Below are 26,795 nucleotides of genomic sequence, written 5' to 3' on the forward strand. Positions count from 1 at the left end.
CTCATCCCTTCCTGGAACCACTGGCCCGCGAGCCGGACGCCGGCGCCTGCTCGGTGCCCGAGCCGAGCCCGAGGCCGAACCGGGCCGCGGCCGCGAGCGCGAGCAGCGCGGCGGCCACGTCGACCGGGGCCATCGGCGCGAGCCGGAACGTGGCGAGCACCGCCACCGCGGCGGCGCCCGCTCCCAGCATGCCTGCCCGGAACACGGCCTTCACCCCACCTTCGGAGCCGGCCGCCACGGCCACCAACGCCGCCGCGAGCACCGCCGCGCCGATGATGCAGGGCAGCCCGGGCGCCTCGGTGAACACCCGCAACACCCCCACGAACACGAGGCTGAGCAGGCAGGCGAGCGCGGTCATCAGCCCGGCGGAGGCCGAACCGGCCGCCTTGGAGACCGCCCGCAGCTCCGCGGCCTTGCTCATCGCTTCCAGGCAGAGGTCGTAGGCCTGGCGGGGGGCGGTGCGCGGATCGACCGGGGCGGCCGCCGCCGGCTGCCCGCCGACGCCGAGCTCCCCGCGCCCCGACCGGCCCTCACGCCCCGACCGGCCCTCACGCCCGGACCGGCCCTCACGCCCGGACCGGCCCTCACGCCCGGACCGGCTCGCACTCCCTGACCAGCCCGCACTCCCTGACCAGCCCTCGCGGCCGGCAGCGCGGCCGGCGTCCGACCCGCCGCGCAGGTCCCGCCCGGAGCTCGCCAGCGGCCGACCGGCCCGCCGCTGGGCCGGCGCGTCGGCGCCGCGGCGCGGGGCGGACTTCTTCGTGAGCGCGACCGCGGCGGCCGGCTCGGCGGCGGCCGGCCTGAGCTGATCGAGGTCGGTGAGCCCGTACTGGGCCAGCGGCTCGGCGACCTGCGCCCAGACGCTCTCGACCCGGGCCCGGATGTCGGCGGCGGCCTCACGGTGCCGGCGCGCCTGCGCGCGGCCGCCCTGGCGCCGCTGGTAGGCATCCCGATCCGCGCGGGCGCGGGCGGCGTCGGAGGCGCCGAGCAGCCTCCGGTACTGCATCGCCGCCTTCAGCGGATCGTCGGGGCCGAGATCGAGATCGAGATCGGGATCGGCGGCGGCCGCCGGCCCGCCCGGCACGACGACGTGATCCCCGGCGGGCGGGCCGCCCGGAGCGGGGACGGCCGTGATCGCAGCCGCGTCCGGCGTCGCCGTCGCGCCCCGCTGCCACGACCCGGCGATGGACCAGGCCTCGGGGGTGTCCAACGGCTCAGCTCCCGCCATCATCCCGCTCCGTCCTCCCCCGACTCCGGCCGGCCGGGCGGGCCCCGCCTCGCGGCGGGCACCCACCCATCCGGCGCCGTCTGGATCTTCCTGCCCGATCGCCACCGCCCTACCCCCGCACCATCGGCGCGAACGGCACCACCGTGCGCGGCTCGGACTGGGTGTGCCGGTCGAAGAGCACCGCCCGGTTCGGCATCGTCCCGCCCGCCACCGGGCGGTGGCCCGCCAGGGCGAACAGGTCGCTGCCGGGCACGCCCGCGGCCGCCCACGCCGCGATGTCGTCCCTGTTGACCGGCCCGAGGTCCTCCGCCATCCGGGACACCCCGCGCCACCAGCCGACCAGGTGGACGCGGGTGGCCGGGCCGCGGCGGGTGACCGTGCGCAGATCGTCGAGGCCGGTGCGGCGCGACGCCGGATCACGCACCTCCAGAGCGGCCCGCCCGGCGTCCATGGCGAACACCACCACCAGCCGCAGGGGCGGCGCCGGACCGCCGGCGCCGGCGAGCGCCGCCTCCTCCCGCGCCCGGGTCTCGTCCGCGGCGGCGGCGAGCACCGCGCGCAGCCCGGTGACGTCGGCGACCCGGACGGGGTGGCCGGAGCGCCGCATCCGCTGGGCGAGGATCTCCGCCGCGCCGAGCGCGGTCGGCTCCGCGGCGACGATCTCCGCCACGAGGCCGCCGGCCGGCAACTGGGCGGCGACGCTGGCCGCCGCCGCCTGCACCATGCCGACCGCCTCCCGGCGCAGGGGGCCGAGCACGGCGAGATGGCGCCCGGGCGAGGCGGCGAGGCGAACCCCGACCGCCGCCGGGGCGAGGTCGACGGGCACCCCGACCAGCGCGAGCGGGTCGCCCCCGGGCAACGCGACGGCGGGCAACTCCACGGCGGGCATCGCGAGGGCGGGCATCGCGAGGGCGGGCCACGCGGACCGGTCGGCCGCCACGGCGAGGGGCACCGATTCGGCGGGCGCGTCCGCGCCGATCGCGGCCGGCGGCTCGTCCCCGATCGGCGCGGCGGCGGACTCGATCGCCGGCGGCGCCGGACGCCCGTCCAACGCGCGGTAGACCGGGTTGTCGTCGAGGATCGCCGGAGCATGGCCGACGAAGACCCGCGGCCGGGGCGCCGACGGCAGGCTGCGCGCCGTGGTGGTCGCCAGCCGGTCCCGCAACTGGGCGATCACGACCGGGTCGGGGAAGGCGACCCGGACGAGCTCGTTGCCGGCCGGATGGCCGTTGCGCCGGTTCACGATCGCCTCGCCGACGCCGGACAGCGCGCCCGCGGCCTCGTTCGCCGTGGACAGCAGGACCCGCGACTCCGAGATCGAGGTGCGCAGCGCCACCCGCAGCGCGAACTGGCCGAAGATGGACCCGCGCTTGCCGGCGGTGGAGTCGAGGGCGTCGATGCCGGACAGCGTCTGGCTGGCCAGCAGCAGGTGGACGCCGTAGGCGCGGCCCTGGCGGGCCAGGACCTCCAGGTGGGCGACGCCCTCGCGGGCGATCCCGTCCATCGGGGTGAGCATCACCTGGAACTCGTCCACGACGACGATGACCCGCGGCCAGGCGGAGCTGCGGTCGGCGGCCCGCAGGCCCCGCAGGTCCCGCGCGCCGACGGCCCGCATCGCCACCGAGCGCCGCCGCATGTCCTCGCGGACCGCGCGCAGGACGGCGACGCCGAACTCACGGTCGCTCTCGATGCCGACGGTGTCGGCGTGCGGCAGGAAGAACGGGTCGGCGGCCCCGGCGGCGAACTGGGCGAACTCCAGGCCCTCCTTGAAGTCCAGCAGGTGGAAGCGGACCTGGTCGGGGGCGTAGCGGGCGGCGATGCCGTAGACCATGTCGAGCAGCAGAGTCGACTTGCCGGCGCCGGCCTGACCACCGACGAGGGCGTGGACGGTGTCGTCGTCGAAGGTGAGCTGCACCGGGCCGTCGGGACCCTGCGCGACGGGCACGGTGATCCCGGCGGCGCTGTCGGACTCCCACAGGGCGCCCGGCAGCAGCTCGGCGATGCCGGGGGGGCGGGACGCCTCGCGGGCGGCCGCGTCGGCGACCTGCTTCGTGACGGCGGTGACGAGATCCGGCGGCGGCGGCGGGTCGAGCTGGACGGCCAGCAGGCCGGTCAGCGAGGTGCGCCACAGGCCGGGCTGCGCGCCACGCCAGTCCGGGCGGTCGGCGAGCAGCTCGACGGCGGTGAACACCACCGAGTTCGGCAGCGCCTCGGCGACCGAGTCGGCCGCCTCGTCCGGACGGAGATCGTCGGAGTCGGGGTCGGGCGGGGTCACGTCGTCGAGGTCATCCCCCCCGTCCAGGCCGCCCGGGTGGGGCTGCGGGACGAGCTGGACGATGGAGAGGACATGGACGCCGCAGGCGGGCCCCTGCGCGGCGACGGCCGCCAGCGACCGGGCGCCCTCCTCGTACAGGCGCGGATCGCCGAGCAGCACCAGCAGCAGCCACGGTTCCGGCCGGCCGTGGCCGGCATCCTCGCGTTCCCGCAGCGAGTCGAACCGGCCGGCGAGCCGCTCGACGGTGATCCGGCCCACCTCGGCGGACAGCTCGGCGAGGCGCTCCTCCAGCCGGGCCCGGGTGGTGATGGTGGCCGACGCGACGCCGGCGGCCCGCAGCGGCGCGAAGCCCGCGAGACTGGCGCCGAGCTCGTGCGGGTCGTAGACGACGAGGTGGACCCGGCCGGCGGGCACCGCGGCCAGGATCCGGGTGAGCAGCCCGCGGACGAGATCGACCGCGGCGGCACGCCGCGCCGGGGTGGTCTCGATCCGCAGGTTGCGGCCGTCGAGCAGCGGCACGGCCAGCGGCACCGTGCTGTGCGGCGCGCCAGGTTCGTCCGGCGGGATGACGACCTGCCCGACCTGCCACAGACCCGGGCGGAAGCGGCTGCGCGCGCCGCCCCCCGCGGCGGGGACGGCACCGAACGGGCCGTGCCGCCAGTCGGGAGCGGCCCAGGAGGCACCGGCGAAGCCACGGGCCCCGCTACGGGCGATCATCCGGGCCTGCGCCAGCTCGGCGTCGACGCCGTGCGACCCGGTCGCCGCGCCCGGTCGGCCCGGGGCGCTCGGCGCCGCCGTGGTCGGCGCTCCGCCGCGTTCGAGCTCGGCCGCCTGCTCCTCCAGCCGGTCGGCGAGGGCCAGCGCCGCTCCCAGCGAGGACTGAATACCGGCCACGAGCGTGCGCGCCCGCCGGGTACCCGACATCGTCGACCTCCCCACACCATCTCCGCACCACACCGGGACCTCGGCACCACACCGGGGCCCCGGCACCGCGCCGGGGCCACGGCACCGCACCGGACGACCGCCGCCGCGTCGGGCACCCGGCGGCGGAATTCCCCCGACGACCATGACACGTCCAAGGGAGCAAACATCCCAGAACCCGCCGACCGGCCGAACCGGCGTGCCCGCCGGGGGGCCGCACGGGCGGCGCCGTCACCGAGCGGCACCGGATGCTGACCATGGCCACGCTAGCGACTCACCCGGCGCCGACGTGGCCGTTCGGACCCGGATCACACCCGCCGCCACCGCACGGACGACGCCGGGACCACCCCCGGCAGCCAGCGCGGACCCGGCCGGCCGGGGGTCCGCGCGCCGCGGCGTGTGGGCCACCCGACACCGCTGCGAGGCGTCGAACCGGTTTCGGCGATCCATGACCATGACATGGCCGCCGGGGCCCATGACGAGTGGGGCCCATGACGGGATGGCGCCCACGGCGGGGTGAAAGGTGCGATGTTCGAGGCGATCCGGCAGGCAGCGCACGACCGGGACCGATATGCGGCACCCGTCGCGTGTTCAATGGCCGGGCGAGGGCAGCGTTCCCGGCGGGTCGTCGACGAGCCGGGCGGTGGGGGCGCGCAGCGTCGATGGCCACGCGGGAAGGGGATCCAGGTGACGGACGCGGCTGAAGCGGCGGGTATCGCCGGCACGGCCGACCGGACCGGCGGTACGGCGGGCGGCTCGCCGCCCGGCGGCCCGGCCGATCCCGCCCCGGTGAGCGCCGGGGGTCGGGGGGAGCCGATGGTGCCGGAGCAGCGGCCCCTCGCTGTCATCGACGTGGACGGGGTGGTGGCCGACGTCCGTCACCGGCTGCGGTTCCTGCGGGCCAGACCCGGCGACTGGGAGGCGTTCTTCGCCGCGGCGCCGGCGGACCCGCCGCTGGCCGAGGGGGTGGAGCTGGTCCACCGGCTCGCCCGCGACCACGAGGTGGTGTGGCTGACCGGCCGGCCGGAACGGTCGCGCGCGGCGACCTGGCGCTGGCTGGGCGAGCAGGGCCTGCCCCTGGGGGAGCTGCGGATGCGCCCCGACGACGACCGCCGGCCGGCCCGGGTGTTCAAGCGCGCCGAGCTGCGCCAGCTCGGCGCGCGACGACAGGTCGCCGTCGTGGTCGACGACGACCCCGCCGTGGTGGACCTGCTGCGCGCCGACGGCTGGCCGGTGCTGCGGGCCGAGTGGCTCGCCTACGAGTCCACCCTGGGCAACGCCCAGGAGTCCGAGGGCCGCACCTGAACCATGGGGGGCACGGCCCGCGGCTCAGCCCGACGCCGATCTGCGGTAGATCCCGACGGCGAGCGGCGCGAACACCGCCAGCAGGCCCAGGCACCAGGCAAGGGACTGCAGCAACGACGAGGACACCGGGCCGCCGAGGAACAACGACCGGACGGCGTCGATGGTCACCGACACCGGCTGGTGGCGGGCGAACGCCTGCAGCCAGCCCGGCATCGTCGCGACCGGTGCGAAGGCGGAACTCGCGAAGACCAGCGGAAAGATCCAGACGAAGCCCCCCGACTGGGCCGCCTCGGCGCTTCTCACCGACAGGCCGATCACCGCGGACAGCCAGCAGAACGCGTAGGAGAACAGCAGGATCAGCCCGAACCCGGCGAGCACGGCGGGCACGGTCGTGTCGCCGAACCGGAACCCGACCGCCAGCCCGACCACCAGCATGATCACAATGATGAAGGCGTTGCGCAGCAGGTCGGACAGGGTTCGGCCGGTGAGCAGCGCCGAGCGGGTCATCGGCAGCGACCGGAACCGGTCCATCAGGCCGCGCTGGCGGTCCTCCCGGGCCGCCTCGACCTGGGCGGGATCGTCCCCGGCGAGGACGAGGTCGAGCCGGCTCCCCCCGATCCGCGCCTTCAGCTCGTCGACCGTGCCCTCCGCGATGACCCGGCCACCATCGATCACCGAGATCCTGTCGGCGAGCCGATCGGCCTCCTCCAGGTACTGCGTCGTGAGCAACACCGTCGTGCCGCCGCGGACCAGGTCCTCCACCACCCGCCACATGGCCGCCCGGCTGCGCGGGTCCAGGCCGCTGGTGGGCTCGTCGAGGAACAGCACCGGCGGGTTGATGACGAGGCTGGCGGCGAGGTCGAGCCGGCGGCGCATCCCGCCCGAATAGGTACGCGTCTGCCGGCCGGCGGCGTCGGCCAGGTCGAACCGGTCGAGCAGCTCCCGGGCGCGGGCCCGGGCGACGCCGGCCCGCAGCCGGTAGAGCCGGCCGAACATCTCCAGGTTCTCCAGACCCGTGAGCCGCTCGTCGACCGCGGCGTACTGGCCGGTCAGCCCGATGCGAGCCCGCAGCACGTCGGCCTCGCGCACGACGTCGACCCCGAGTACCCGCGCCCGGCCGCCGTCCGGGCGAAGCAGCGTCGACAGGATGCGGACCGCCGTCGTCTTGCCTGCGCCGTTGGGACCGAGCACTCCATGGACCGTGCCCGGGGCGACCCGCAGGTCCAGCCCGGCCAGCGCCCGTTTGCCCCGGTAGCTCTTCTGCAGGCCTTCGGCGAAGACCGCGGGTTCGTCTGCCACACCGCGGACCGTATGCCACCCCACCGACAGTTCCAGTGATTCTCCGGGCCCAGCCCCGGCCAAACTCCTGCCGCCAGGCGGCGCCCCGGCCCGCCCTCGACGACAAGCCACTAAAAACCCGCCGAAATACCGGCAGAATCAGCGGCCCGGAAATCCCGGAAGCCATTGCCGGTCCGGAAGAACTGCGATTGACGTCCAGCAGTCGCTCCGGCCAGGCGAATCCGGGCAGCGGCCCGGGCCCGGAATCCTGCGGAGAACCGAGTCGCGGCGTTCCGGGGCGCCCGGCGGCTGCGCGGCTCAGGCAGACCTGCGCGGCTCAGGCAGACCTGCGCAGCTCAGGCAGACCTGCGCAGCTCAGGCGCTGCTGCGCCGGGTGCGCCGGCTGGCGAGCTCGTCGCCTGGGTGGGTGGCGGGCGGCTGGCCGGGGCGCTCGCAGGGCAGCTCGGCGAGCTGGCCGCGCATGTCGCGCAGGGCCCGGCCGACCGCGATCGCGAACACCCCCTGGCCACCGCGAACCAGATCGATCACCTGGTCGTCCGAGGTGCACTCATAGACGGTCGAGCCGTCGCTGATCAGGGTGAGCTGGGCCAGGTCGTCCACTCCCCGGGTGCGCAGGTGCTCCACGGCGACCCGGATGTTCTGCAGCGAGACGCCCGCTTCCAGCAGCTTGCGGACGACCCGCAGGACGAGGACGTCCCGAAAGGAGTACAGCCGCTGGCTGCCCGAGCCGGACGCGCCGCGGACGCTGGGGACGACCAGACCGGTCCGCGCCCAGTAATCGAGCTGGCGGTAGGTGATGCCCGCCGCGGCACATGCTGTCGGCCCGCGGTATCCGACGTCGTCCCCAGGAGGTTCGGGGATCTCGTCCGGAAAGAGCTGACCCTGTTCGATCATCGTCGTACGCACTTCGCCGCCATGCCAGCCCCATCCTCCGGATCGATCCGGGTCGGTCCCGGCGGCCGGTCACCCGGTCCCGCCATCCCGGACACCCAGCCCGGTCGAGTCACTTCCACGGCCACGTCCGGATCGTCCCGGCCGGACGCCACCGGCCTTCACCGGCACAGCCCCGGCCCGCCGGCACGCGACCGACCGGGCCGGCAGGGCGCCGACCGGCGACGCAACCCCCGACCGGCCAACGCGCACCGGCCGGCAGGGTCAGACCGACCGGCAGGTCCACCGGCCGGCAGGTCCACCGGCCGGCGCTGTCCGCCGACCGGCACGAGACGCGCGCGGCCCACGCGCCCCGACCACCCGCGACACGGGTCCACAGGTCCGGGCACGGCCCGCCGTCACCACCTCCCCGGCAAGGGTCAGAGCCGGAGCACGTTCGTCCGCTGACGCGTCCACCACGGGCACGGGCGGCCACGAGCTCCGGGATCGGGTTCCTCCGACCGTAGGAGCGACGCGCGGTTCCTTCAATGATCTAAGCCGGCGTGTCCGTAGTCCAGCGGACATCGCGGGCCAGATCGGACAAAAAGGAATCGCATCGGAGCGGTCATGGCGGGACTCGTCCCACGGTGGGCCCGCCCGCGCGGCGAAGAGGGCCGGCGAAGCCCGCCAGGCCAGGGAAAGGAGCCCGTCGGCCGGCCCGACCCGGACCACACCCGCTCCAGGGCGGGGGGCCCGCGGACGGGGTGCGATGGGCCCGCGAACGGGGTGCGGCGCGCGCCCCCATCCCCACTACGGGGCACCCGGTTCGGGCCACACGGGCCGCCGTGAAGCCGCCGAAAGAGCAGGTGAAGGGCGGCCGGGCTGGCCGGCGCGGCACACGCGGGACGCGCACAGGCCGCACGGGGTGCACCAACGCCACCGGGTGCACCAACGCCACCGGGCGCACAAGCTGCAGCGGGCGGGCACCGACGAGGACGACCGGGCGCGCGTCGACGCAGCCCCGCGGCGGCTCGTCGCTGCGGGGCGGATGCAGGCTCAGGAGCCGGGAGTGTTGAAGTCCTCGGGAGAGATCGTGTCCAGGAACTCCCGGAACTTCTCCAGCTCGCTCTCCTGTTCCTGCTCCTGCTCCTCGGGGACCGTGATCCCGGCCTCCGCCAGGACGGCCTCGACGCCGTAGACCGGCGCCCCCATCCGCATCGCCAGTGCGATCGCGTCGGACGGACGGGCGGAGACCTCCACCCCGTTGCCGAACACGAGGGTGGCGAAGAAGACGCCGTCCTGCAGGTCCGTGATCGTCACCCGGGTCAGGTCCGTCTGCAGCGCCCGCAGCACGTCCCGCATCAGGTCATGGGTCATGGGTCGAGCCGTCGTGATGCCCTCCTGGGCGAAGGCGATCGCGGTTGCCTCGACGGCGCCGATCCAGATGGGCAGATACCGCTCACCGCCCACCTCCTTGAGCAGGACGATCGGCTGCTTCGACGGAAGCTCGACTCGCACGCCGACGATGTCCAGCCGATGCACCGATCTACCTCCTCGCGCAGGTGGGGCAGGGCGGGATGTTGTGACCGGAGCCAGAAAACCCCACAGGGGAGACAGTATCCCCGCATCCGCCCGGCGTCAGCGCGCCCACCGGTTCCGCTGCCCGGCAGGGCACTTCCGCCTCGGCCCCGATCACCCGGTCAGCTCGACCGACCGGCCGCCAGCCGGGACCGCAGCAGGGCCGCATGCAGCCGGACCAGCAAGGCCGCCAGCTCATCGGCGGTCTCCGCCTGCCGCCCGGCGTTGTCCGAGCCACGCTGGCCCCGCAACGGGGCGGTGGCGGCCTCGATGAGACCAGCCTCACGATCGGCGACCGTTCGGGCGGCCCGCAGATGCCTGGCCTGGACACCGTGCCCGGCGAGCAGCGCGACCGTGCGCGCGACGAGCAGGGCGTCGGAGTCGTAGTACCCGCCGCCCGCGATCGGGGCGACCAGGCCGTGGCGCTCCAGGTCCGCGAGTTCCTCCTCGTCGAGCCCCACGGCCGTCAGGAGCTCCCGGCGAGACATCCTGACCCTTTCCTCCCCCAGGATCGCGTCCAGGCCGGCAGGAGCCGGATGCGGGGGCACCGCGCGGGGACCGGGCCGGTGCACCGGCGTCTCCCCGCGGTCGAGGGAGGCCAGCTCCTCCTTGATCACGCGTAGCGGGAGGAATCGCTCCCGCTGCGCGTGCAGGACGTAACGGAGCCGGGCCACGTCGTCGGCCGAGTACTTGCGGTAGTTCGCGCTCGTGCGAGCCGGCTCGACGAGCCCCTCCGCCTCGAGGTAGCGGATCTTCGACAGCGTGATGTCGGCGAAGTCGGCCCGCAACCGCTCCAGGACCTGGCCGATGTTGAGCACCTTCGCGCCCGAACCGGCCCGGTCCCGACCGGGCCCGTTCGGGCGCGGGGCCGGCGACGCCGCAGCGAAGCCGCTCACCGTGGGTCCCTCCCGCTCACCGCGCCGCTGACCCCCCGTAGCTCGCCCCGGTCAGGAACACCAGTCGGAACTTCCCGATCTGCACCTCGTCGCCGCTGGTCAGCTCAGCGGAGTCGATGCGCTCCCGGTTGAGGTACGTGCCGTTGAGGCTGCCGACGTCGCGCACCGAGAAGCCCTTGGTGTAGGGCGAGCGGTGGAACTCCGCGTGCCGGCGCGAGACGGTGACGTCGTCGAGGAAGATGTCGCTCTCGGGATGGCGCCCGACGGTGGTCATGTCCGCGTCCAGCAGGAACCGGCTGCCGGCGTTCGGTCCGCGTTTGACGACCAGCAGCGCCGAGCCCGGCGGCAACGCGTCGACCGCGGCGACGGCGTCCCGTTCCGTCGACTCGTCGACGTGATCGCCCTCGATCCCGGAGAGCGCGGCGGCCAGGTTCAACGTCGATGTCTGTTCGGCGGGCCGCTCCGGCGCCACGGGCTCACCCGGACGTACCAGAGGGGACCCGCACCGCGCGCAATACAGCGCGTCGGACGGGTTCTGCTGTCCGCACCTCGTGCAGAACACAGTCGCGTCCGCTTCCTGCCGGGACCCCGCGTGAGCGAGGTTCGCCAGCCGCCTCGGCCGCCGCCGGACAGGCGGCGGGAACGTCTCTACCAGCACTTGCGATGGTGGTAGCCAGACGTCCTCAGCCCACCCCCACCACCGGGATGATCACATGCCGACGGCTGGGCCGTCCACGACCGTGCCCCGGTGCACCCCGAGGCTAGTGCATCGGGGGCACGCTCGTGAAAAGGGTGCGACCCGTGTTGTTCGGCGTGGCGTCACCCACCGCCCGCCATCGGGACGCAGCCAGGTACCGTCAGTGCTCCTTCACATGCTCCGCGTACTCGCCGGCGTCGAGCAGGCCCTCGAGGGAGTCCACGCCCGAGAACGTGAACTCGACCAGCCAGCCGTCCCCGTACGGATCGGAGTTGATCAGTTCGGGTGCGCTCACCAACGCCTCGTTGCAGGCGGTGATCTCGCCGGCGACCGGGGCGTAGATCTCCGACACGCTCTTGGTCGACTCGACCTCGCCGAAGGGCTCCCCCGCCGCGGCGGTGGTGCCGACGTCGGGCAGCTGCACGAACACGATGTCGCCCAGCGCCTCCTGCGCGTAGGACGTGATGCCCACCCGGGCCGTGCTCCCGGTGAGCCGGATCCACTCGTGCTCACGGGTGTACTTCAGGTCGTCCGGGTACACCGGAGATCGCCTCCCCTTGATCCGCATCGCTCCGACCAGCGCCGGCGGGAGCCGTCGTTCCAGCCCCGTCGCCAGGCGACCCGCGCGGCGGCGGAGCTATCCGGCCGGGCGAGCGTAGCGGGGACTGGGCTCGGGCCGCAGCGCACGGATCTCGAGGTGTCCGAAGGTCCGGACGCTGGCCTGCGCCCCGTCCCGCGCCGCTACCGTATCGAGCACCCCACCCGGGATCCGCAGCGCCTGGTCGAGGGTGTGGGCATCGCCGACCACCCGCAGGACGTACGGCGCGGCGACCGACGTCCCGTCCACGATCAGCCCGTGCCCCGGCTCGTCGGCGACGTAGGTCGACACGACCGCCCGCACCCCGGCGATCTCGATGGCCTCCGCGCCCGCGTCGCGCAGTTCCTGCAGCGCATCGACGAGCACCGAGGCGTCGATCGCCCGGTGCGGGTCCCGGATGGTCAGCTCCAGCCCGGGCCCGTCGACCGGCACCGTTCCGGCCAGGATCGCCAGCTCGTCGGCCCGGGCGCGCTCGGCGTCCGCCCCGCCGCCCGACGCGGCGCCCCGCCCGCCGGCCGGCCCCGACGCCCCGCCCGGTGCCGGCGACACCCCCGGCGATCCCGCCCCGGCCGTGCCGCCCGTGCCGCCCGCCTCCCGGCGCAGGCGCCCCTCCTGCGACGCGAGCGCCCGGTCCTCCGCGCCGATCGCGCCGAGGCTGGCGGCGAGCTCGTCCGGGCGGGCCGTGGCCAGGGAGAACGACGGGTCCGCCGAACGCGCCGCGACGACCCCGCCGAAACCGAGCGCGGCCAGCAGGACGAGGGTCACCGCCCGGCTCAGCCGCATCCTCACCGGCCCCGTTCCCGCCCCGGGCCGCGCGGGAGCCGTCGCCCCGGCCACGTCCCCGGTGCCCGGCTCACCCGCAACGACCTGCGCGCCCTGGGCGACCGCACCGCCGACCGCAGGCTTCCCCTCGCCCCCGACCCGCTGGACGCCGTCCCCACCGTCGTCAGCCGCCTCCGGATCGGCCGATCCCGGCACGGCCGATCCCGGCACGGCCGATCCCGGCACGGCCGTCGGCGGCGCCGGGTCCGTGCCGGCGGGCTCCGGGACGGCGGGCTCCGGGACGGCCGGTTGTGGGACGGCGGGCTCCGGGACGGCCGGTTGTGGGGCGTCCGGCTCGCCGGCCGTCGGCGGCGCCGGGTCCGCGCCGGCAACCGGCTCGGCCGGGGATTCGCCGGCAGGCTCGGGCCGGGGGGGCCGCGCCGCGCTCGCCGTCATCGTCAGAGCCTGATCAGCGCGCGGCGCAGGACCGTCGCGGTCGTGAAGATCCGGATGCCCAGCACGACGACGACTGCCGTCGACAGCGCACCGCCGAGGCCGATCAGGTCGCCGAGCAGCACGAGCAGGACGGCGATCACCACGTTGGAGGCGAACGAGACGATGAACTCGCGGTCGTCGAACGTCCGCTCGACGAGCGACCGCGCGGCGCCGAGGGCGGCGTCGACCGCCGCGACGACCGCGACCGGCAGGTACGGGTCCAGCCAGTCCGGAGCGCTCGGTCCCAGCAGCAGTCCGGCCACCACACCCAGCACGAGGGCCAGCAGGGGAATCATGATCCGCTCCGTCGGGCATGGCGCAGCACCGGTGACGGCGCCGCGGGCAGGGTCAGGGACGCGGCGGCGGACGCCGTCAGGGAGGTCACGGGGGAACCGGGACGGTGGCGCAGCCGGTCGACCACCGCCGACTGCTCCACCCGCCGCACCAGCCGAAGCGGATCACCGACGGCCTCGACCGCATAAGGCGCAAGCACCGGGACGAAATTGATCAGCACGAGGTCCCCCGCCGACCGGATCGCGCTGAGCGCCGTCAGCCGCACCCCGTTGATCGCGATCGCCTCGGCCCCGGAAATCCACAGCACGTTCACGAGGTCGGCGAGATCGTGATCCTGGATGCGTTCCGGAGCGGTCACGCCCGGGGCGGCCGTCGGCCCGGTCTGGCGCGGGCGGGGGGTGCCGGACGCCGCCACCCGGGGGTCGGCGGAGCCGGAGCCGCCGGCCAGCCGGTCGGTGAGGGTGATCCGCACGCCGGGCCCCGTCACGGCGGCCGAGCCCGTCACGGGACCGAGCGCCGCGACGTCCGCGACGGCACGGGCCCGGTCGCGCTCGGCGCGGCGGCGCTGTTCCCGGGTCACCGCGAGCTGCGACCGCAGCCGCCCGACCCGGTCCTCGGTGCCCGCCAGGGCCACGGAGCGCTCGGCGACCTGCGCGCGCAGGGTCACCGCGAGCCGGTCTCGGGCGTCGGCGGTGACGGCGGCACGCCGCGCCCCGAGCGCGATCACACCGCCGAGCACGGCCAACACCAGGGCCAGCGCCAGGGCCCGCCGCCACCCCCAGCGCCCCGCCACCCGGCGCGCGCGAGCCGGCACCTCCCGGGCCGGCACGTCGCCAGGCGGCACGTCACGGGCCGGCACGTCACGGGCCGGCACGTCGGTGGATCGCGGGAGTGGGCGGTCGAGGAGTTCGGCGAGCTCCGCGGGCAGGGGCTCCAGTGCCCCGAGCAGGTCGCGCGCCGCGGGCGTCCCGGGTCGACCGGCGGGGCAATTCGCCCCTCGCCATGGCCATCCGGTCCGATCCCGCACATTCGGCATTCTGACCGACCGGGAGCTCGCCGCCGCCGACCGCGGTGCCACCGCGCGCGCCGTGGCCGGCCGGGAAACCTCTCGACTCGCCAGGCCAGCCATCAGTAACGGATCGATTACGCAGACGCGCCGAGGGGAGGGCGGCTACGGCGCCTCGACCACTTCGGCCCAGTGGCGCAGGAGCTGGTGGGCCTCGCTCAGGTCGGCCCCCTCGGCCCACAGGTGCGTGACCGCCTCGCTCGGATCGGGCAGCACCAGCACCCAGGAGCCGTCGGGGGAGACGATGCGCACCCCGTCGGTGGTGTCGAGGGTCTGGCCGGCGTCCGGATCGACGGACTCCACGATGCGGCGCATGACCGTGCCCTTGGCCGCCCACGGGGTGGGCACGGAGCGGCGCAGGATGGCGATGGACGGGATCCGGGCGTCGATGGCGGACAGCGTCAGCCGGGTCCGCGCGACGAGGGTCAGCAGCTTCACGAACGCCGCGAGCCCGTCGATGGCGGGGGCGAACTCGCCGACGACGAAGCCGCCCCGGCCGTCGGCGGCGAAGACGACGCCCTCCTCGCGGGCGACACGGGTCAGCGCCGCCGCCGACAGGGAGGTCCGGCGCACGGTCAGCCCGTGGAAGTGGGTCACCTGGTCGGCCACCCGGGTGGTGGTGACGGGCAGGGCGACCTCGGCGCCCCGGTTCTCGGCGGCGACGAGGTCGAGGAAGACCAGCAGCGCCCGGTCGTCGTCGATGAGGTCGCCGCGCTCGTCGACGATGGCGATGCGCTCGCCGACGTGGTCGAAGCGCACCCCGAAGGCCGCGCCGGAGCTGGCGACCAGGGCGCCGAGCCGGTCGGTCGCCCGCAGGTCGTCGGCGGCGCTGTGGGCCGGGATGATCTCGTCGACCCGCCCGTTGACGGTCAGCACGTCGACGCCGAGCCGGCCGAGCAGGGTGGGCAGCACGAGCGAGGCGGAGCCGCCGGACGGATCGACGACGATCTTCAGGTCCGCCTCGGCGAGGCCGGTGGTGTCGACGCGGTCGAGCAGGTCCTGGATGTAGAGGTCCAGGGTGCGGGCGGGGAAGCGCAGGTCGCCGATCTCGCCGGGGAAGGCGCGGCGGAAGTCCTGCCGGGAGAAGACCCGGTCGAGCTTGCGCTGGGCGGCCGGGGACAGGTCGTCGCCGTCGGCGTCGAGGAAGAGGATGTCGATGCGTTCGGGGTCGCCCGGGGCGGTGCGCACCATGATCCCACCGGCCGCGTTGGAGGAGCGGACGTCGAACCGGGTGACCGGCATCGGCGACACCTCGAGGTCGCGGATGTTGATGGCCCCGGCGGTCAGCGCGCTGATGACGGCCCGTTTGAGGGCGCGGGCGGCCCGGGAACCGTCGCGCGCGGTGGTGACGGTGGCGCCCTTCTTCAGGGTGGTGGCGTAGGCGCCGGCGATGCGGACGACGAGCTCGGGGGTGATCTCGGCGTTGATCAGGCCGGACACGCCGCGCGGGCCGAACAGGGAGCGCTGCCCGCGGGACTCCCAGATGACCGAGGTGTTGACGACCGCGCCGGCCTCGATCGTCTTGAACGGGTAGACCTTCACGTCGTGGGAGACGAACGCCTCCTCCCGCACGACGCACTCGTCGCCGATGACGGCACCCTCCTCGATCCGGGCCGCCCGCAGCACGTCGGTGCTCTTGCCGATGACGCAGCCGCGCAGGTTGGTCTGCGGGCCGATCAGCGCGTTGTCCTGGACGATCGCCCGGTGCAGGAAGGCACCGCTCTTGACCAGGACGTTGCTGCCGAGCACGGTGAACTCCCGCAGCTCGGCACCGGCCTCCACCTTGCTGTAGTCACCGACGACGAGCGGGCCCTTGAGGATGGCGTCGGGATGCACCTCGGCGTCCTCGCCGACCCACACGCCGGGCGAGACCTCGAAACCGTCGATCTCCACGTCGACCTGCCGGTTGAGCACGTCGGCCTGGGCGCGCAGGAAGCTCGCGATGGTGCCGACGTCCTCCCAGTAGCCGGCCGCGACGTAGCCGAACACCGGCGCGCCGGCTTCGACGAGGCGGGGGAAGACGTCGCCGGACCAGTCGACCGCCTCGCCGGGCGGCACGTGCGCGAGGACCTCGGGTTCCATCACGTAGATCCCGGTGTTGACCGTGTCGGAGAAGACCTGCCCCCAGGTCGGCTTCTCCAGGAAGCGCTGGATGCGCCCGTCCTCGCCGGTGATGACGATGCCGAACTCCAGCGGGTCGGGCACCGACTTGAGCGCCACGGTGACGAGCGCGCCCTGGCGGCGGTGGAAGGCGACGAGGTCGGTGAGGTCGATGTCGGTCAGCGCGTCCCCGCTGATGACGAGGAACGCCTCGTCGCGCAGGGCGTCCTCGGCGTTCTTGACGCTGCCGGCGGTGCCCAGCGGGGTCGTCTCGGTGGCGTACGACAGGTGCATGCCGAGTTCGTCGCCGGCGCCGAAGTAGTTGCGGATCATCGAGGCCAGGAACTGGACCGTCACGACCGTCTCGTCGAAGCCGTGCCGCTTGAGCAGCCGCAGCACATGCTCCATGATCGGCCTGTTGACGACGGGCAGCAGCGGCTTGGGCAGGTTGGCGGTCAGCGGACGCAGCCGGGTGCCCTCGCCGCCCGCCATGACGACGGCTCTCACCGCTTACCTCCCGCTCTCGCCGGCCCCGGGGTGGGCGCCGGTCGGGTCGTGGGCGCCGGTCGGGGTCTGGGCGCCGGTCCGGGTGTGGGCCCGGTAGCGCCGGGCGAGCTGGCCGGCCTGGAGGAAGTAGAGCAGGCCGGACCACCAGTACAGAGCAGTACCCCAGATCGCGAACGCCCATCCGAGCGGGCGGGCCGCGGTCGCCAGCCACGAGTCCCCGGCGGAGAGCAGCAACAGCGGGAAGGCGTAGAGCAGGTTGAACGTCGCCGCCTTCCCGAGGTAGTGCACGGGCAGGGCGACGCCCACGCCGATGCGGCGCAGCAGCGGCGGCAGGGCGAGCAGCGCCACGTCGCGGGCCAGCAGCAGGACGGCGAACCAGACCGGCACGATGTCGCGCACGGTGAGCGCGATGATGGTGGAGAGGATGTAGAGGCGGTCGGCGAGCGGGTCGAGCAGCACCCCGAGGCGGCTGGTCTGGTTGAGCGCGCGGGCGAGCTTGCCGTCGAGGTAGTCGCTGACCCCGGCGAACGCGAGGATCCCCAGCGCCGCGCCGTCCGCCTCCGGCCCGAGCACCAGCCAGAGGAACACCGGCACCCCGAGCAGCCGCAACGCCGACAGCGCGTTGGGGATCGTCCACACCCGGTCCGGCGGCACCGGCTCGGACGCCGTGGGCTGCGGGGTGGGCGCGGTCATGCGACGTCCCTCCTCCACCGGCGCTTCGACCGGCTCGGCGGCAGTGCCGCGAGGTGCGGTGAGCGGGCGCCCACCGCGCCCGGTGTGCCCGCGGGTTCTGCCGCGGGCACGACGCCGCCGGGGGCCGCCCGGTCGCGCGCGGGCGCCCGATCGGCAGTCCGGACAGGGCTGACGCTAGCGGATGGCCGTCGCCGCCGGTCTGTCGGACCCGGCGGGGCTGCCCGGCGCCGCCCTGCGCCGCCCTGCGCCGTCAGTGGATGCGGCCGACCTTGTAGGTGGAGCTGTAGATGGGGCGCAGCGAGACGACGCCGCCGGTCTGCGGCGCGGCCCACATGTAGCCGTTCCCGGCGTAGATGCCGACGTGGTAGATGTTGCCCGGGGTGCCGTAGAAGATCAGGTCGCCGGGCTGCTTGCCGGACTGCGGCACCTTGGTCGAGACGTTGTACTGCCCCTGCGCGGTGCGCGGCAGGGACCGGCCGAGCTGCTTGAACACGTACTGGACCAGGCCCGAGCAGTCGAAGGAGTAGGGCCCCTCGGCGCCCCACACGTACGGCTTGCCCTTGTTCAGCGAGGCCAGGTAGACGGCCTTCTCGCCGATCGAGCTGCCCGGGATGACCGTGGGGATGGCCTGGTCGATGACCGACCCGGAGCCGGATCCGCGGAGGCCGGCCGCGCCGCGCAACGGGCTGGTGATCGTCACGGTGGCGGCGCCGGCGAGGGAGGGCCGCAGCGCGTTCGACCCGTCGAAGACGGCGGTGATGGTCGTGGTGGACAGCAGCCGGGCGGTGATCTGGGCGGTCCCGTTGGCGTCGGTGTGCAGGCGCGTCGAGGTCTGCCACTGCGGCCCGTTCACGACCACGATGCGAACGTCCTGACCCGACAGGGGGGCGCCGCTGTCCGCCTCGGTGGCGCGCACCGTCAGCACGACGGGGGTGTTCGGCGCGACGGCCGACTTGTCCGCGGTGATGGAGACGTTGGTGAAGACCGGGTCGTGGTTGGCGATCGCGGTGGCCAGCGGCGCGAGGGTGCGCGCCCCGGTCAGGTCGCCGACGGCCCCGTGCCCGCCGACCATCGCGGCCTCGTGGATCGGGGTGCCCGCGTCCAGGGAGGCCGCACCGTCGGTCCCGCCGGGCACGGTCGCGGCGAAGGCCGCCGTCGACGCGGCGAGCGTCCCGGTCGTGAACGCGGCGATGGTGGCGGCCCGCCGGGGCGGGGGGGTGGTACGGCGGCGGACCGCGCCGGAGCCTGAGGAGGTGCGGGGCGCCGGCGGCCGCTGGCGGCTGCGGACGAACTGTTCCCAGTCCTCCGGCAACCAGGCCATACCACGACGGGGCAAGGCGTGTCCTTCCCGTGCGCCTACGAGGTGAGCTGCCGGGATACGGGCCGGGGAGCCCGGTGCCGGCCGCGCGGACCTATCGGCTCCACCCCTGGGGACGGCGCCGCCTGCGGCAACCGCCTCCAGGACCATGGGTCCCCCGCGCCTGCCCCGACATACTCGGAGGGGCCGCCGAACCGGGGGCAGGACTAGGCGCATCGGTCCGACGGATATCGCTGTTCGCATGGCACGTAACCAGCACTTCATATTCCAGACACCGATGAACGGCCGGAACAGAAGTGCTGTCGATGACCATAATGGACATACCAGCAGGGTCGGCAACCACCCCGAACCCAACGCTCGGACACGCCACCGGAAAGCGTCCACCCCTCAGCAAGATGTGCCCCCATACGCACTTCCCGTGACGATGGTCGGGCGACGGCACCCCTCGACCCACGCCTCCGTGACAGTCGGCTCGCCGGAACGTGACCCGTCGTGTAGTACTCCACGCCTCGGGTGACGCTGCGCAGGTGATCCAGCGAGCCACCCCGGGGCGGCCGGAATCGGGGTCCCCACCGGTTCCGCGAACCGCGGGAAAGGCGTTCGTTCCGGGACCGGACGGGCGGCACGCCACGCCGTTGCCGGACGCCGTGCGCGCAACGAAGGACGGGCGTCACCACGCCCCGCGCGGCGCCGGCGAAAAGCGCAACCGTCAGCCACCGGATCGACCCGGGGGAATTCCCTGACCCACCCCCCGACACGGCCGCGGAGCCGCGGACATGGGTCAGGGAATTCCCTGGCCACACCGCCACGGCCGAGGGGCCGCCGGCGTGGGTCAGCCAGCCGCCCCCGCACCCGCCGCGGGGACGGCCGGCGCCGCCGGGACCGTACCCAGGGGACCTGCCGGGACGGGCACCCCCGCCGCCGGCGGCACGGCACCCGAACTCGCGCCCGGCGGCACCAACGTGCCGGCGTGCACCGTCGAAGGGGGAACCGCGGCGCTGCGGGCGGGCGGAACGGCGGCCTGAGCGGGCGGGACGGCGGGCGCGGGGGGGTGTGCGCCCACCGCGCCGGCGGATGGGATGGCGGCGGCACCGGCGGGCGGGACGGCCGCGGTGCGGGACGGCCCGGCGGTTGCCGCCGGCAGGGTGACGGCGGGCGGGGCGGCCGGCTTCGCGCCGGTCGCCGGCACCGCCGGGGCGGGTCCGGCCGGCGCGCCAGGAACGGGGCCGGCGGCGAAGGTGTCCGCGTGCGCGTAGACCACGACGTTGTTGAGGTAGTGCTTGGTCTTGTGGTCGAAGGCGCCGCCACAGGTGATCAGGCGCAGTTCCGGACGGGTCACCGGCCCGTAGACCCGCTGGCTCGGGAACGCCGCTTTGGACACGTCCTCCTTGCGGTCGACGATGAACGCCTGGGCGGCTCCGGTCCGCCCGACGACCTCGACCCGGTCGCCGGGGACGAGCGACGGCAGGCGGTAGAAGACCGCCGGCCCCGTGGTGGAGTCGTAGTGGCCGACGAGGACGGCCGGCCCGATGCCACCCGGCGCGGGACCGCGGTCGAACCAGCCGACGTCGCCCCACGCCTTCGGCACCGCGATCGAGCCGTCCGGGGTCAGACCGAGATGGGTGATCGGCGCGTCGATCCCGATCCGCCGGATGCGCAGCCGGACGGGATCGTTGATGACGACCACCGGCTGCTCGGCCAGCGCGGGCGGCAGGCCGGTCACCGGGCCCGCGGGGGCCGGTGGGGGTGGCGGGGGCGGGGGGATGTCTGGCAGGTCGGCCGCCGCATCCGTCCCGGAACCGCCGCGGACGGCGTCGAGTGCCGGTTCCGCCAGCCGGAATCCGCTGCCGACGATGAGCACGAGGCCCACGAGGAGCAGCCCGCGCCACAGCAGGGGACGCCGCGTGGCCGCGGCGACGGGGACCGGTCCGCTGGCAGGCTTCCGGTGGCCGTCGTTGGTCTCGCCTTCCACAGTCCCTCCCGCCCGGTCCACACGCCGCTTGCCGCTGGCCGTCTGCCGCTCGCGCCGCCGGTTCTGCCTGCGCCCCGGCCACAGCCCTTCACTGAACGTCACTGTAGCGAGCAAGCCGACCACAATCGGTGATCCTGCACCGACGAGCCGAGAGCCGACCGTCGCCCACGCCCGCCATCCCGGTCGACGGCGGGACAGACCGTGAAATCCAGCCGGCCAGGCGGTTCTCGCGCCGGCCGGGCCGGTCGCACCACGCCCGGCCCGCTTGCCGCGCATCCCCACACGCAGTCGCTATGGTGTCACTCGCAGTGACATTTTGATCACCGTAAGTGAGAGAGGGGACCAGATGAAGAAGGGTATGGGCCGGAGCGCCGCCGTTCTCGCGATGTCGAGTGCAGCGAGCGTCGCCCTCACCTTCGGGCCCGGCCTGGCCGCCGCCCACGCCTTCGACGACAAGGACAGAAACAACCGTTGCGACGACAAGAAGGACGACGGTTGGGACATCTTCGGCGACAAGGGCAACAGGGACGGCAAGGACGGCCGGGACGGCAACCGGGACGGCAACCGGGACGGCAAGGACGGCTTCGACAACAGGGACGGCGGTGACAAGCAGGGTCGTGCCGACAACCTGGACGGCAACCGGGACGGCAACCTGGACGGCAAGGACGGCCGGGACGGCAAGAACGACGACTGGTTCAACTGGGATGACAAGGACAAGGACCGCAACCGCGACTGCCCGGTCGGCGTCGTCGCCGGCGTGGGTGTCGGCGTCGTCGGCGGCGGCGGCGCGGGCGGTGTGGCCGCCGGCGGCGGCGGCATGGCCGACCGCGGGTCCTCGCCCCTGCTCCCGCTGGCCGGTGCCACCGTCGGCGCCCTGCTGATCGGTGCGGGGGTGGCTCGGCGGCGCGCCCAGGGTGCGGCCTGACCCTTCCCCGTCGCGGCCGGCAGCCGCACGACCACCCTCGTGGGTGACGGCCTCGGCCTGGTCCCACGCGGGGCCCGCGCACGAGGGTCGGGGGTCGCGTCGACGCTGACGCGACCCCCGGTCACCACACCGGGTCGCCGATACGGTAATGTTGCTGCCGTACGGGACGTGGCGCAGCTTGGTAGCGCACCAGACTGGGGGTCTGGGGGTCGCAGGTTCAAATCCTGTCGTCCCGACGGCGGGTGAGGGGTGGGGCGTGTCTGCGGAGAGCGCAGACCGGGGCCTCACCCTTTATTCATTGCTTGGCTTCGCCTCGCGGGGCGAGGGGGAGCTGCGCTCCACCCTCGCGCTCCCCCTCCCCTTGCGGGATCGGCGGCTTGCGGTGGTCGGGGGTCTTCTGGGGGCGCTCTGCTCGGGCTGAGTTTCGCGTAGCGAGTCCGGCAAGCTCGGGGCCGATCTGTCTCGCGGGGGGCGCGGCTGCTGAACAGGGCGAAAGACCTCGTCGGTCTTCTTTTTCGTTCGAGCGCAGCGCTCAAGTCACGGTATTGGGCCCGTTGAGCTGAGGACCAGCGCCTCGGGAGGTGCCGGCTCAGCGAATCCCCTTGCGGTTGCCACCGACCGACGATCGGGGTGGAGCTGTCGCTGGGCCTCGTCACAGCAGACCGCGCTCGAGGGTCCTCAGCGCCGATCACCCTGATCTGCGGGAAAAGTGGCCAGCGCAGCCCCGCCCGAAAGCGTGGCGTCCGTCTTGTGCCTGTAGAAGAGACAGAGAGCGTCCGCTCCCCTGCGCACTGGACGCCGGACCCGCCACAGGAGACAGACCTTGACCACCGGCTCCACCCCCGGACCTGGGACCCGCCTCGCCGCCCGCGTCGTGCGCGCGGGTTTCACCCTCGTCGGCAGCCCGTCGAAGTCCCTGCGGTTCGCCAGCCGGGCGGTCGCCGACCCCGAGGTCGTCACGGTGCCGACCCGGCACGGCCCGGTCCGCTGCCTGCTCTACCGGCCCGCGGGCACCGGGCCTCTCCCACCCGTGCACGTCCAGCTACACGGCGGCGCGTTCATCGTCCGCAGCCCCGAGCAGGACGATCACGTCTGCCGCTACCTCGCCTCCGACGTCGGCGCCGTGGTCCTCGTCCCCGACTACGACACCGCCCCCGCGGTCGCCTACCCCGTCGCCGAGCACCAGGCCTACGACGTCGTCGCCTGGGCCCACGCCCACGGCGCCGACCAGGGCTGGGACAGCGGACGGCTGTCCGTCGGCGGCTACAGCGCCGGCGCGAAGCTCGCGATCAACGTCGTCCAGCAGGCCCGCGACGCCGAGGCGTTCCTGCCGGTCGCCCTGGCCGTCGGATACGGCGTCACCGACGTGGGCCTCGACCCGCACGCCCGCACCTCACCGAAGAGGCGCCCCGCCATCGGCCCCTGGCTGCTGCGGCTCGTGCAGCGCGCCTACTTCCCCGACCCGGCGACCCGCGCCGAACCTCTCGCCTCGCCGGCGCTCGCCCCGGACCTCGCCGGCTTCCCGCCGACCCTGGTCACCACCGGCGAACTCGACTCCCTTGAGGCCGACGGCCGGATCTTCGCCGAGAAGCTTCGCGCCACCGGGGCCGACGTCACCTACCACTGCTTCTCCGACGTCGACCACGGCTATACCCACAAGCGGCCGGTCGAGACGGCCCGCGAGGCGATCACCGGCCTCGGCGACCACCTCGCCCGCGCCTACGCCGCGGCCAACCCGGAAAGGCCCGGCTGAACCGCCCCGCCGAGCAGGCCGGCAGTGCACCAGGCACCTGCGCCGTCGGATCAGCCGGTGGGGGGGCGGCGGTCGCCGCGTTCGCGGACGCGGACGGAGATGGCGATGGGTGAGCCGGCGAAGCCGAAGTCCTCGCGCAGGCGGCGTTCCAGGAAGCGGCGGTAGGCCGGCTCCAGGAAGCCGGTGGTGAACACCACGAACCGGGGGGGGCGCACGCCCGCCTGGGTGGCGAACAGGATCTTCGGCACCTTGCCGCCACGCGGGGGCGGCGGGGTGGCACCGACGACCTCGCCGAGCCAGGCGTTGAGCCGGCCGGTCGGGATCCGGGTGCCCCAGGACTCCAGCGCGGTGCGCAGCGCTGGGGCCAGCCGGTCGGTGGCGCGGCCGGTGCGGGCCGAGACGTTCACCCGCGGGGCCCAGGCGATCCGGCCGAGGTCGCGGTCGATCTCCCGTTCGAGGGTGAGCCGGCGGTCCTCGTCGACGAGATCCCACTTGTTGAAGGCGAGGACGAGCGCCCGGCCGGCCTCGATCACCATCGTGATGATCCGCTGGTCCTGCTCGGTGAGCGGCTCGTCCGCGGCGAGCAGGACGATGGCGACCTCCGCGGCCTCCAGCGCCCCGGCAGTGCGCAGCGACGAGTAGTACTCGGCACCGGACGCCTCGCGGATCCGCCGGCGCAGCCCGGCGGTGTCGATGAACATCCACTCCTCGCCGCCGACGGTGACCAGCTCGTCTACCGGGTCGCGGGTGGTGCCGGCCACGTCGTGCACGAGCGAGCGCCGACTGCCGGCGATCTTGTTGAGCAGGCTGGACTTGCCGACGTTGGGCCGGCCGATCAACGCGACCCGGCGCGGGCCGTCGGTCTCGGTGAAGACCTCGCGCGGTGCCTCGGGCAGCACGGCGAGCACGGCGTCGAGCAGGTCGCCGCTGCCGCGGCCGTGCAGCGCCGAGACGGGGTGGGGCTCGCCGAGCCCCAGCCCCCACAGGGCGGCGGCGTCGGCCTCGAACCGGTTGTCGTCGACCTTGTTCGCGACGAGGATCACCGGCAGGCCGCTGCGGTGCAGCACCCGGGCGACGGCCTCGTCGGCGTCGGTGGCCCCGGTGACCACGTCGACGATGAACAGCACGGCGTCGGCGGTGTCGAGCGCCGCGGCCGCCTGCTCGGAGACCTGCGCGGCGAGCCCGGAGGAGTCGGGCTCCCAACCACCGGTGTCGACGAGGGTGAACCGGCGCCCGTTCCACACCGCGTCGTAGGCGATGCGGTCGCGGGTCACCCCGGGCACGTCCTCGACCACGGCGGCGCGACGGCCGAGGATTCGGTTGACCAGCGTCGACTTGCCCACGTTGGGCCGCCCGACGACGGCCACGACCGGCTGGCCGGCGACCGGGCCCAGCTCGTCGGCGCCAAGGTCGCCGGCGCCAAGGTCGCCGGCCCGAAGGTCGTCGCCAAACGCCGCCTCGGCGCCGTCCATCGCTGCGTCCTGTCTGCTCATCACTGCCATCACTGCCACACCTGTCGTCGGGACCGGTGATCTACGATGATCACGCGGCGGATTCGCCCGGGGAGGCGCGGGCGGTCTCGAGATGATCGAGCAGCCGCACCCGGATGTCCTCGGCGACGGCGGCGAGCGCCCGCCGCGAACGCGGATTGGCCGGCACATCGACCTCGAACGGCTTGCCGAAGACCACCCTGACCTGCACCGAGCGGCGCGGCCAGCGCGCGCCCTTGGGCAGGGCGTCGCCGGTGTTGATACAGGCTACGGGGAGCACCCGGCAGCGGCCGTGGACGGCGAGGTAGGCGATGCCGTGCTGGACCGCGGCCATCTCCCCGCTGCCCCGGGTGCCCTCCGGGAAGACGCCGATCGCGCCGCCGCGGGACAGCTCGTCGAGCGCGGTGTGCAGCGCCTCGCGGTCGGGGCGGCCCCGGTCGATCGGGATCTGCCCGCTGATCAGCAGCAGGCGGCCGACGATCCGGGTGTACATCTCCGACTTGACCAGGCAGCGCACGGTGCGCGGCGACTCGATCACCACCAGCGGGCCGTCCAGCCAACTGCTGTGGTTGCCCGCGAAGATCAGCGGCTCGTCCACGGGGACGTGCTCGAGCCCCTCCAGGGTCACCCGCATGATCAGCCGGTTGATGATCTGCCGCACCCCGGGCTTGAGCACGCGGTGCGGCAGGTCGTTGTAGACCGGCGAGGCGGCGCCCCGGTGCAGCAGCCCCGTCCCGGAGGCCGGCCGGGTGGTCTCGGGAGCCGGCCGGGTGGTCGTCTCGTCCGCGGCCTGTTCGGGGCTCGTCACGTCGTCACGTTCGACGACTGCCCGCAGCGCCGCAGGACCTCGTCGACCACCTCGGGGACGGACAGGGCCGTCGAGTCCAGCACGATCGCCCCCTCGGGGACGGCCAGCGGGTCGGCGGCGCGGCTGCTGTCGAGCGCGTCACGCCGGTCCAGCTCGGCCAGCGTCCGCGCGACGTCGTCGACACCCTTCTCGCCGAGCTGGCGCGACCGGCGCAGCGCCCGCACCTCCGTCGACGCGGTGAGGAACACCTTGATCTGGGCATCCGGCGCGACGACGGAACCGATGTCGCGGCCCTCGACGACGATGCCGCCGGGCCGGGTGGCCGCGATCACCTGGCGCTGTTGGGCGACGAGGCGCGCCCGCACCGCGGGCACCGCGGCGATGGCACTGACCGCGTTGGTGACCGCCCTGGTGCGGATCTCGGCGTCCACGCCGACCCCGTCGACGGCGATCGACGGCTCGTCCGGGTCGGTGCCGACGGACAGCACGGCCCGCTCGGCGAGCTCCGCGACCGCCTGGGGATCCTCGATGTCGATGCGCCGCTCCAGCGCGAGCTGGGTGACGGCGCGGTACATCGCCCCGGTGTCGAGATAGCGCAGCCCGAGGCGCCGCGCGAGCTCGCGGGCCACCGTGCTCTTTCCCGATCCACCGGGACCGTCGACGGCCACGATCAGGCCCTCGACCGAGCCGTCGGCGAGCGCGGACGCGCTCCCCTCGGACCCGAGCGGCGCGGACGTTCCCTTCACCCCGTCGGCGGCGCTCCCGCCCACCGACAGCGCAGACCCGTGCTCGGGCTTCACCCGATTCCTCCGTCCCGGACACCTGAGAATCGTCGGGTCGCGCCCCGCGGACCCCTTCCCGCGCCGCGTCCGCCCCGACCCTCGCCCACCGCGAGGGCGGTAGCCGGCCCGCCGGCCGCGGTCACCGGACGATGAACGTCAGGCG

General features: G+C 74.6%; 21 protein-coding genes and 1 tRNA gene. 4 read left to right on the top strand and 18 right to left on the bottom strand.

Annotated elements, in window-relative coordinates:
• Nucleotide 1: 1 nt before the first annotated feature.
• Nucleotides 2-1,228: a hypothetical protein gene (locus AC5R91_RS09370; protein WP_495396758.1), complete on the bottom strand. Its 1,227-nt coding sequence runs from the start codon at nt 1,226-1,228 to the stop codon at nt 2-4.
• Between the two features lie 109 nt (nt 1,229-1,337).
• On the bottom strand, nt 1,338-4,427 hold the full coding sequence (locus AC5R91_RS09375; protein ID WP_495396759.1) for an FtsK/SpoIIIE domain-containing protein: 3,090 nt from the start codon (nt 4,425-4,427) through the stop codon (nt 1,338-1,340).
• Between the two features lie 684 nt (nt 4,428-5,111).
• On the opposite strand from AC5R91_RS09375, the gene AC5R91_RS09380 reads away from it, so the two are divergent.
• A complete protein-coding gene (locus AC5R91_RS09380) occupies nt 5,112-5,729 on the top strand; it encodes a phosphatase domain-containing protein (protein ID WP_495396760.1) in 618 nt (205 codons plus the stop codon).
• Between the two features lie 24 nt (nt 5,730-5,753).
• Here the strand turns inward: AC5R91_RS09380 and AC5R91_RS09385 are convergent, their stop codons facing one another.
• From AC5R91_RS09385 to AC5R91_RS09445, 13 genes are all read right to left on the bottom strand, one after another.
• The gene (locus AC5R91_RS09385) at nt 5,754-7,028 is read right to left on the bottom strand and encodes an ATP-binding cassette domain-containing protein (protein ID WP_495396761.1); all 1,275 of its coding nucleotides are present in this window, start codon (nt 7,026-7,028) and stop codon (nt 5,754-5,756) included.
• Between the two features lie 354 nt (nt 7,029-7,382).
• A complete protein-coding gene (locus AC5R91_RS09390; protein WP_041939095.1) occupies nt 7,383-7,922 on the bottom strand; it encodes a MerR family transcriptional regulator in 540 nt (179 codons plus the stop codon).
• Between the two features lie 1,032 nt (nt 7,923-8,954).
• The gene (locus AC5R91_RS09395; protein WP_009739504.1) at nt 8,955-9,440 is read right to left on the bottom strand and encodes a bifunctional nuclease family protein; all 486 of its coding nucleotides are present in this window, start codon (nt 9,438-9,440) and stop codon (nt 8,955-8,957) included.
• Between the two features lie 158 nt (nt 9,441-9,598).
• Nucleotides 9,599-10,372 carry a transcriptional regulator FtsR gene (ftsR, locus tag AC5R91_RS09400; RefSeq protein ID WP_495396762.1) on the bottom strand — a complete coding sequence of 258 codons (774 nt, stop codon included), beginning with the start codon at nt 10,370-10,372 and terminating at the stop codon, nt 9,599-9,601.
• A 16-nt stretch (nt 10,373-10,388) separates the two neighbouring features.
• Nucleotides 10,389-10,934, bottom strand: a complete 546-nt coding sequence (locus tag AC5R91_RS09405) for an FHA domain-containing protein (protein WP_009739506.1) — start codon at nt 10,932-10,934, stop codon at nt 10,389-10,391.
• Between the two features lie 295 nt (nt 10,935-11,229).
• Entirely contained in the window at nt 11,230-11,610 is a 381-nt protein-coding gene (gene gcvH, locus AC5R91_RS09410; protein WP_495396763.1) for a glycine cleavage system protein GcvH, read from the bottom strand.
• A 96-nt stretch (nt 11,611-11,706) separates the two neighbouring features.
• Nucleotides 11,707-12,885 (bottom strand): DUF881 domain-containing protein, encoded by a 1,179-nt coding sequence (locus AC5R91_RS09415; protein ID WP_495396764.1) that lies wholly within the window; start codon nt 12,883-12,885, stop codon nt 11,707-11,709.
• Between the two features lie 2 nt (nt 12,886-12,887).
• Nucleotides 12,888-13,220, bottom strand: coding sequence for a DUF1290 domain-containing protein (locus AC5R91_RS09420; RefSeq protein ID WP_044883652.1), 333 nt, complete (start codon nt 13,218-13,220; stop codon nt 12,888-12,890).
• Nucleotides 13,217-14,245, bottom strand: coding sequence for a DUF881 domain-containing protein (locus AC5R91_RS09425; RefSeq protein WP_495396765.1), 1,029 nt, complete (start codon nt 14,243-14,245; stop codon nt 13,217-13,219). Before AC5R91_RS09425 ends, AC5R91_RS09420 begins: the two co-directional genes overlap by 4 nt.
• A 144-nt stretch (nt 14,246-14,389) precedes the next feature.
• The gene (locus AC5R91_RS09430) at nt 14,390-16,876 is read right to left on the bottom strand and encodes a sugar phosphate nucleotidyltransferase (protein WP_495397927.1); all 2,487 of its coding nucleotides are present in this window, start codon (nt 16,874-16,876) and stop codon (nt 14,390-14,392) included.
• Between the two features lie 18 nt (nt 16,877-16,894).
• A complete protein-coding gene (gene clsA / locus AC5R91_RS09435; protein ID WP_495396766.1) occupies nt 16,895-17,584 on the bottom strand; it encodes a cardiolipin synthase ClsA in 690 nt (229 codons plus the stop codon).
• Between the two features lie 250 nt (nt 17,585-17,834).
• A complete protein-coding gene (locus AC5R91_RS09440; protein WP_495396767.1) occupies nt 17,835-18,920 on the bottom strand; it encodes an NlpC/P60 family protein in 1,086 nt (361 codons plus the stop codon).
• 814 nt (nt 18,921-19,734) lie between these two features.
• Nucleotides 19,735-20,874 (bottom strand): class F sortase, encoded by a 1,140-nt coding sequence (locus tag AC5R91_RS09445; RefSeq protein ID WP_495396768.1) that lies wholly within the window; start codon nt 20,872-20,874, stop codon nt 19,735-19,737.
• A 346-nt stretch (nt 20,875-21,220) separates the two neighbouring features.
• On the opposite strand from AC5R91_RS09445, the gene AC5R91_RS09450 reads away from it, so the two are divergent.
• From AC5R91_RS09450 to AC5R91_RS09460, 3 genes are all read left to right on the top strand, one after another.
• On the top strand, nt 21,221-21,799 hold the full coding sequence (locus tag AC5R91_RS09450) for a hypothetical protein (RefSeq protein ID WP_495396769.1): 579 nt from the start codon (nt 21,221-21,223) through the stop codon (nt 21,797-21,799).
• Between the two features lie 162 nt (nt 21,800-21,961).
• Nucleotides 21,962-22,035, top strand: a tRNA-Pro gene (locus AC5R91_RS09455).
• Nucleotides 22,036-22,622: 587 nt separating this feature from the next.
• Nucleotides 22,623-23,552: an alpha/beta hydrolase gene (locus AC5R91_RS09460; protein WP_495396770.1), complete on the top strand. Its 930-nt coding sequence runs from the start codon at nt 22,623-22,625 to the stop codon at nt 23,550-23,552.
• Between the two features lie 50 nt (nt 23,553-23,602).
• Here AC5R91_RS09460 and der read toward each other — a convergent pair whose 3' ends face one another.
• The 3 genes from der to cmk are packed head-to-tail and all read right to left on the bottom strand — an operon-like array spanning nt 23,603 to nt 26,650.
• The gene (gene der, locus AC5R91_RS09465; protein WP_495396771.1) at nt 23,603-25,045 is read right to left on the bottom strand and encodes a ribosome biogenesis GTPase Der; all 1,443 of its coding nucleotides are present in this window, start codon (nt 25,043-25,045) and stop codon (nt 23,603-23,605) included.
• A 49-nt stretch (nt 25,046-25,094) separates the two neighbouring features.
• Nucleotides 25,095-25,850, bottom strand: coding sequence for a lysophospholipid acyltransferase family protein (locus AC5R91_RS09470; RefSeq protein ID WP_495396772.1), 756 nt, complete (start codon nt 25,848-25,850; stop codon nt 25,095-25,097).
• A complete protein-coding gene (gene cmk, locus AC5R91_RS09475; protein ID WP_495396773.1) occupies nt 25,847-26,650 on the bottom strand; it encodes a (d)CMP kinase in 804 nt (267 codons plus the stop codon). The genes AC5R91_RS09470 and cmk overlap by 4 nt, the downstream gene beginning before the upstream one ends.
• Nucleotides 26,651-26,795: the final 145 nt, after the last annotated feature.

It is taken from the genome of Frankia sp. BMG5.60, from assembly GCF_059428125.1.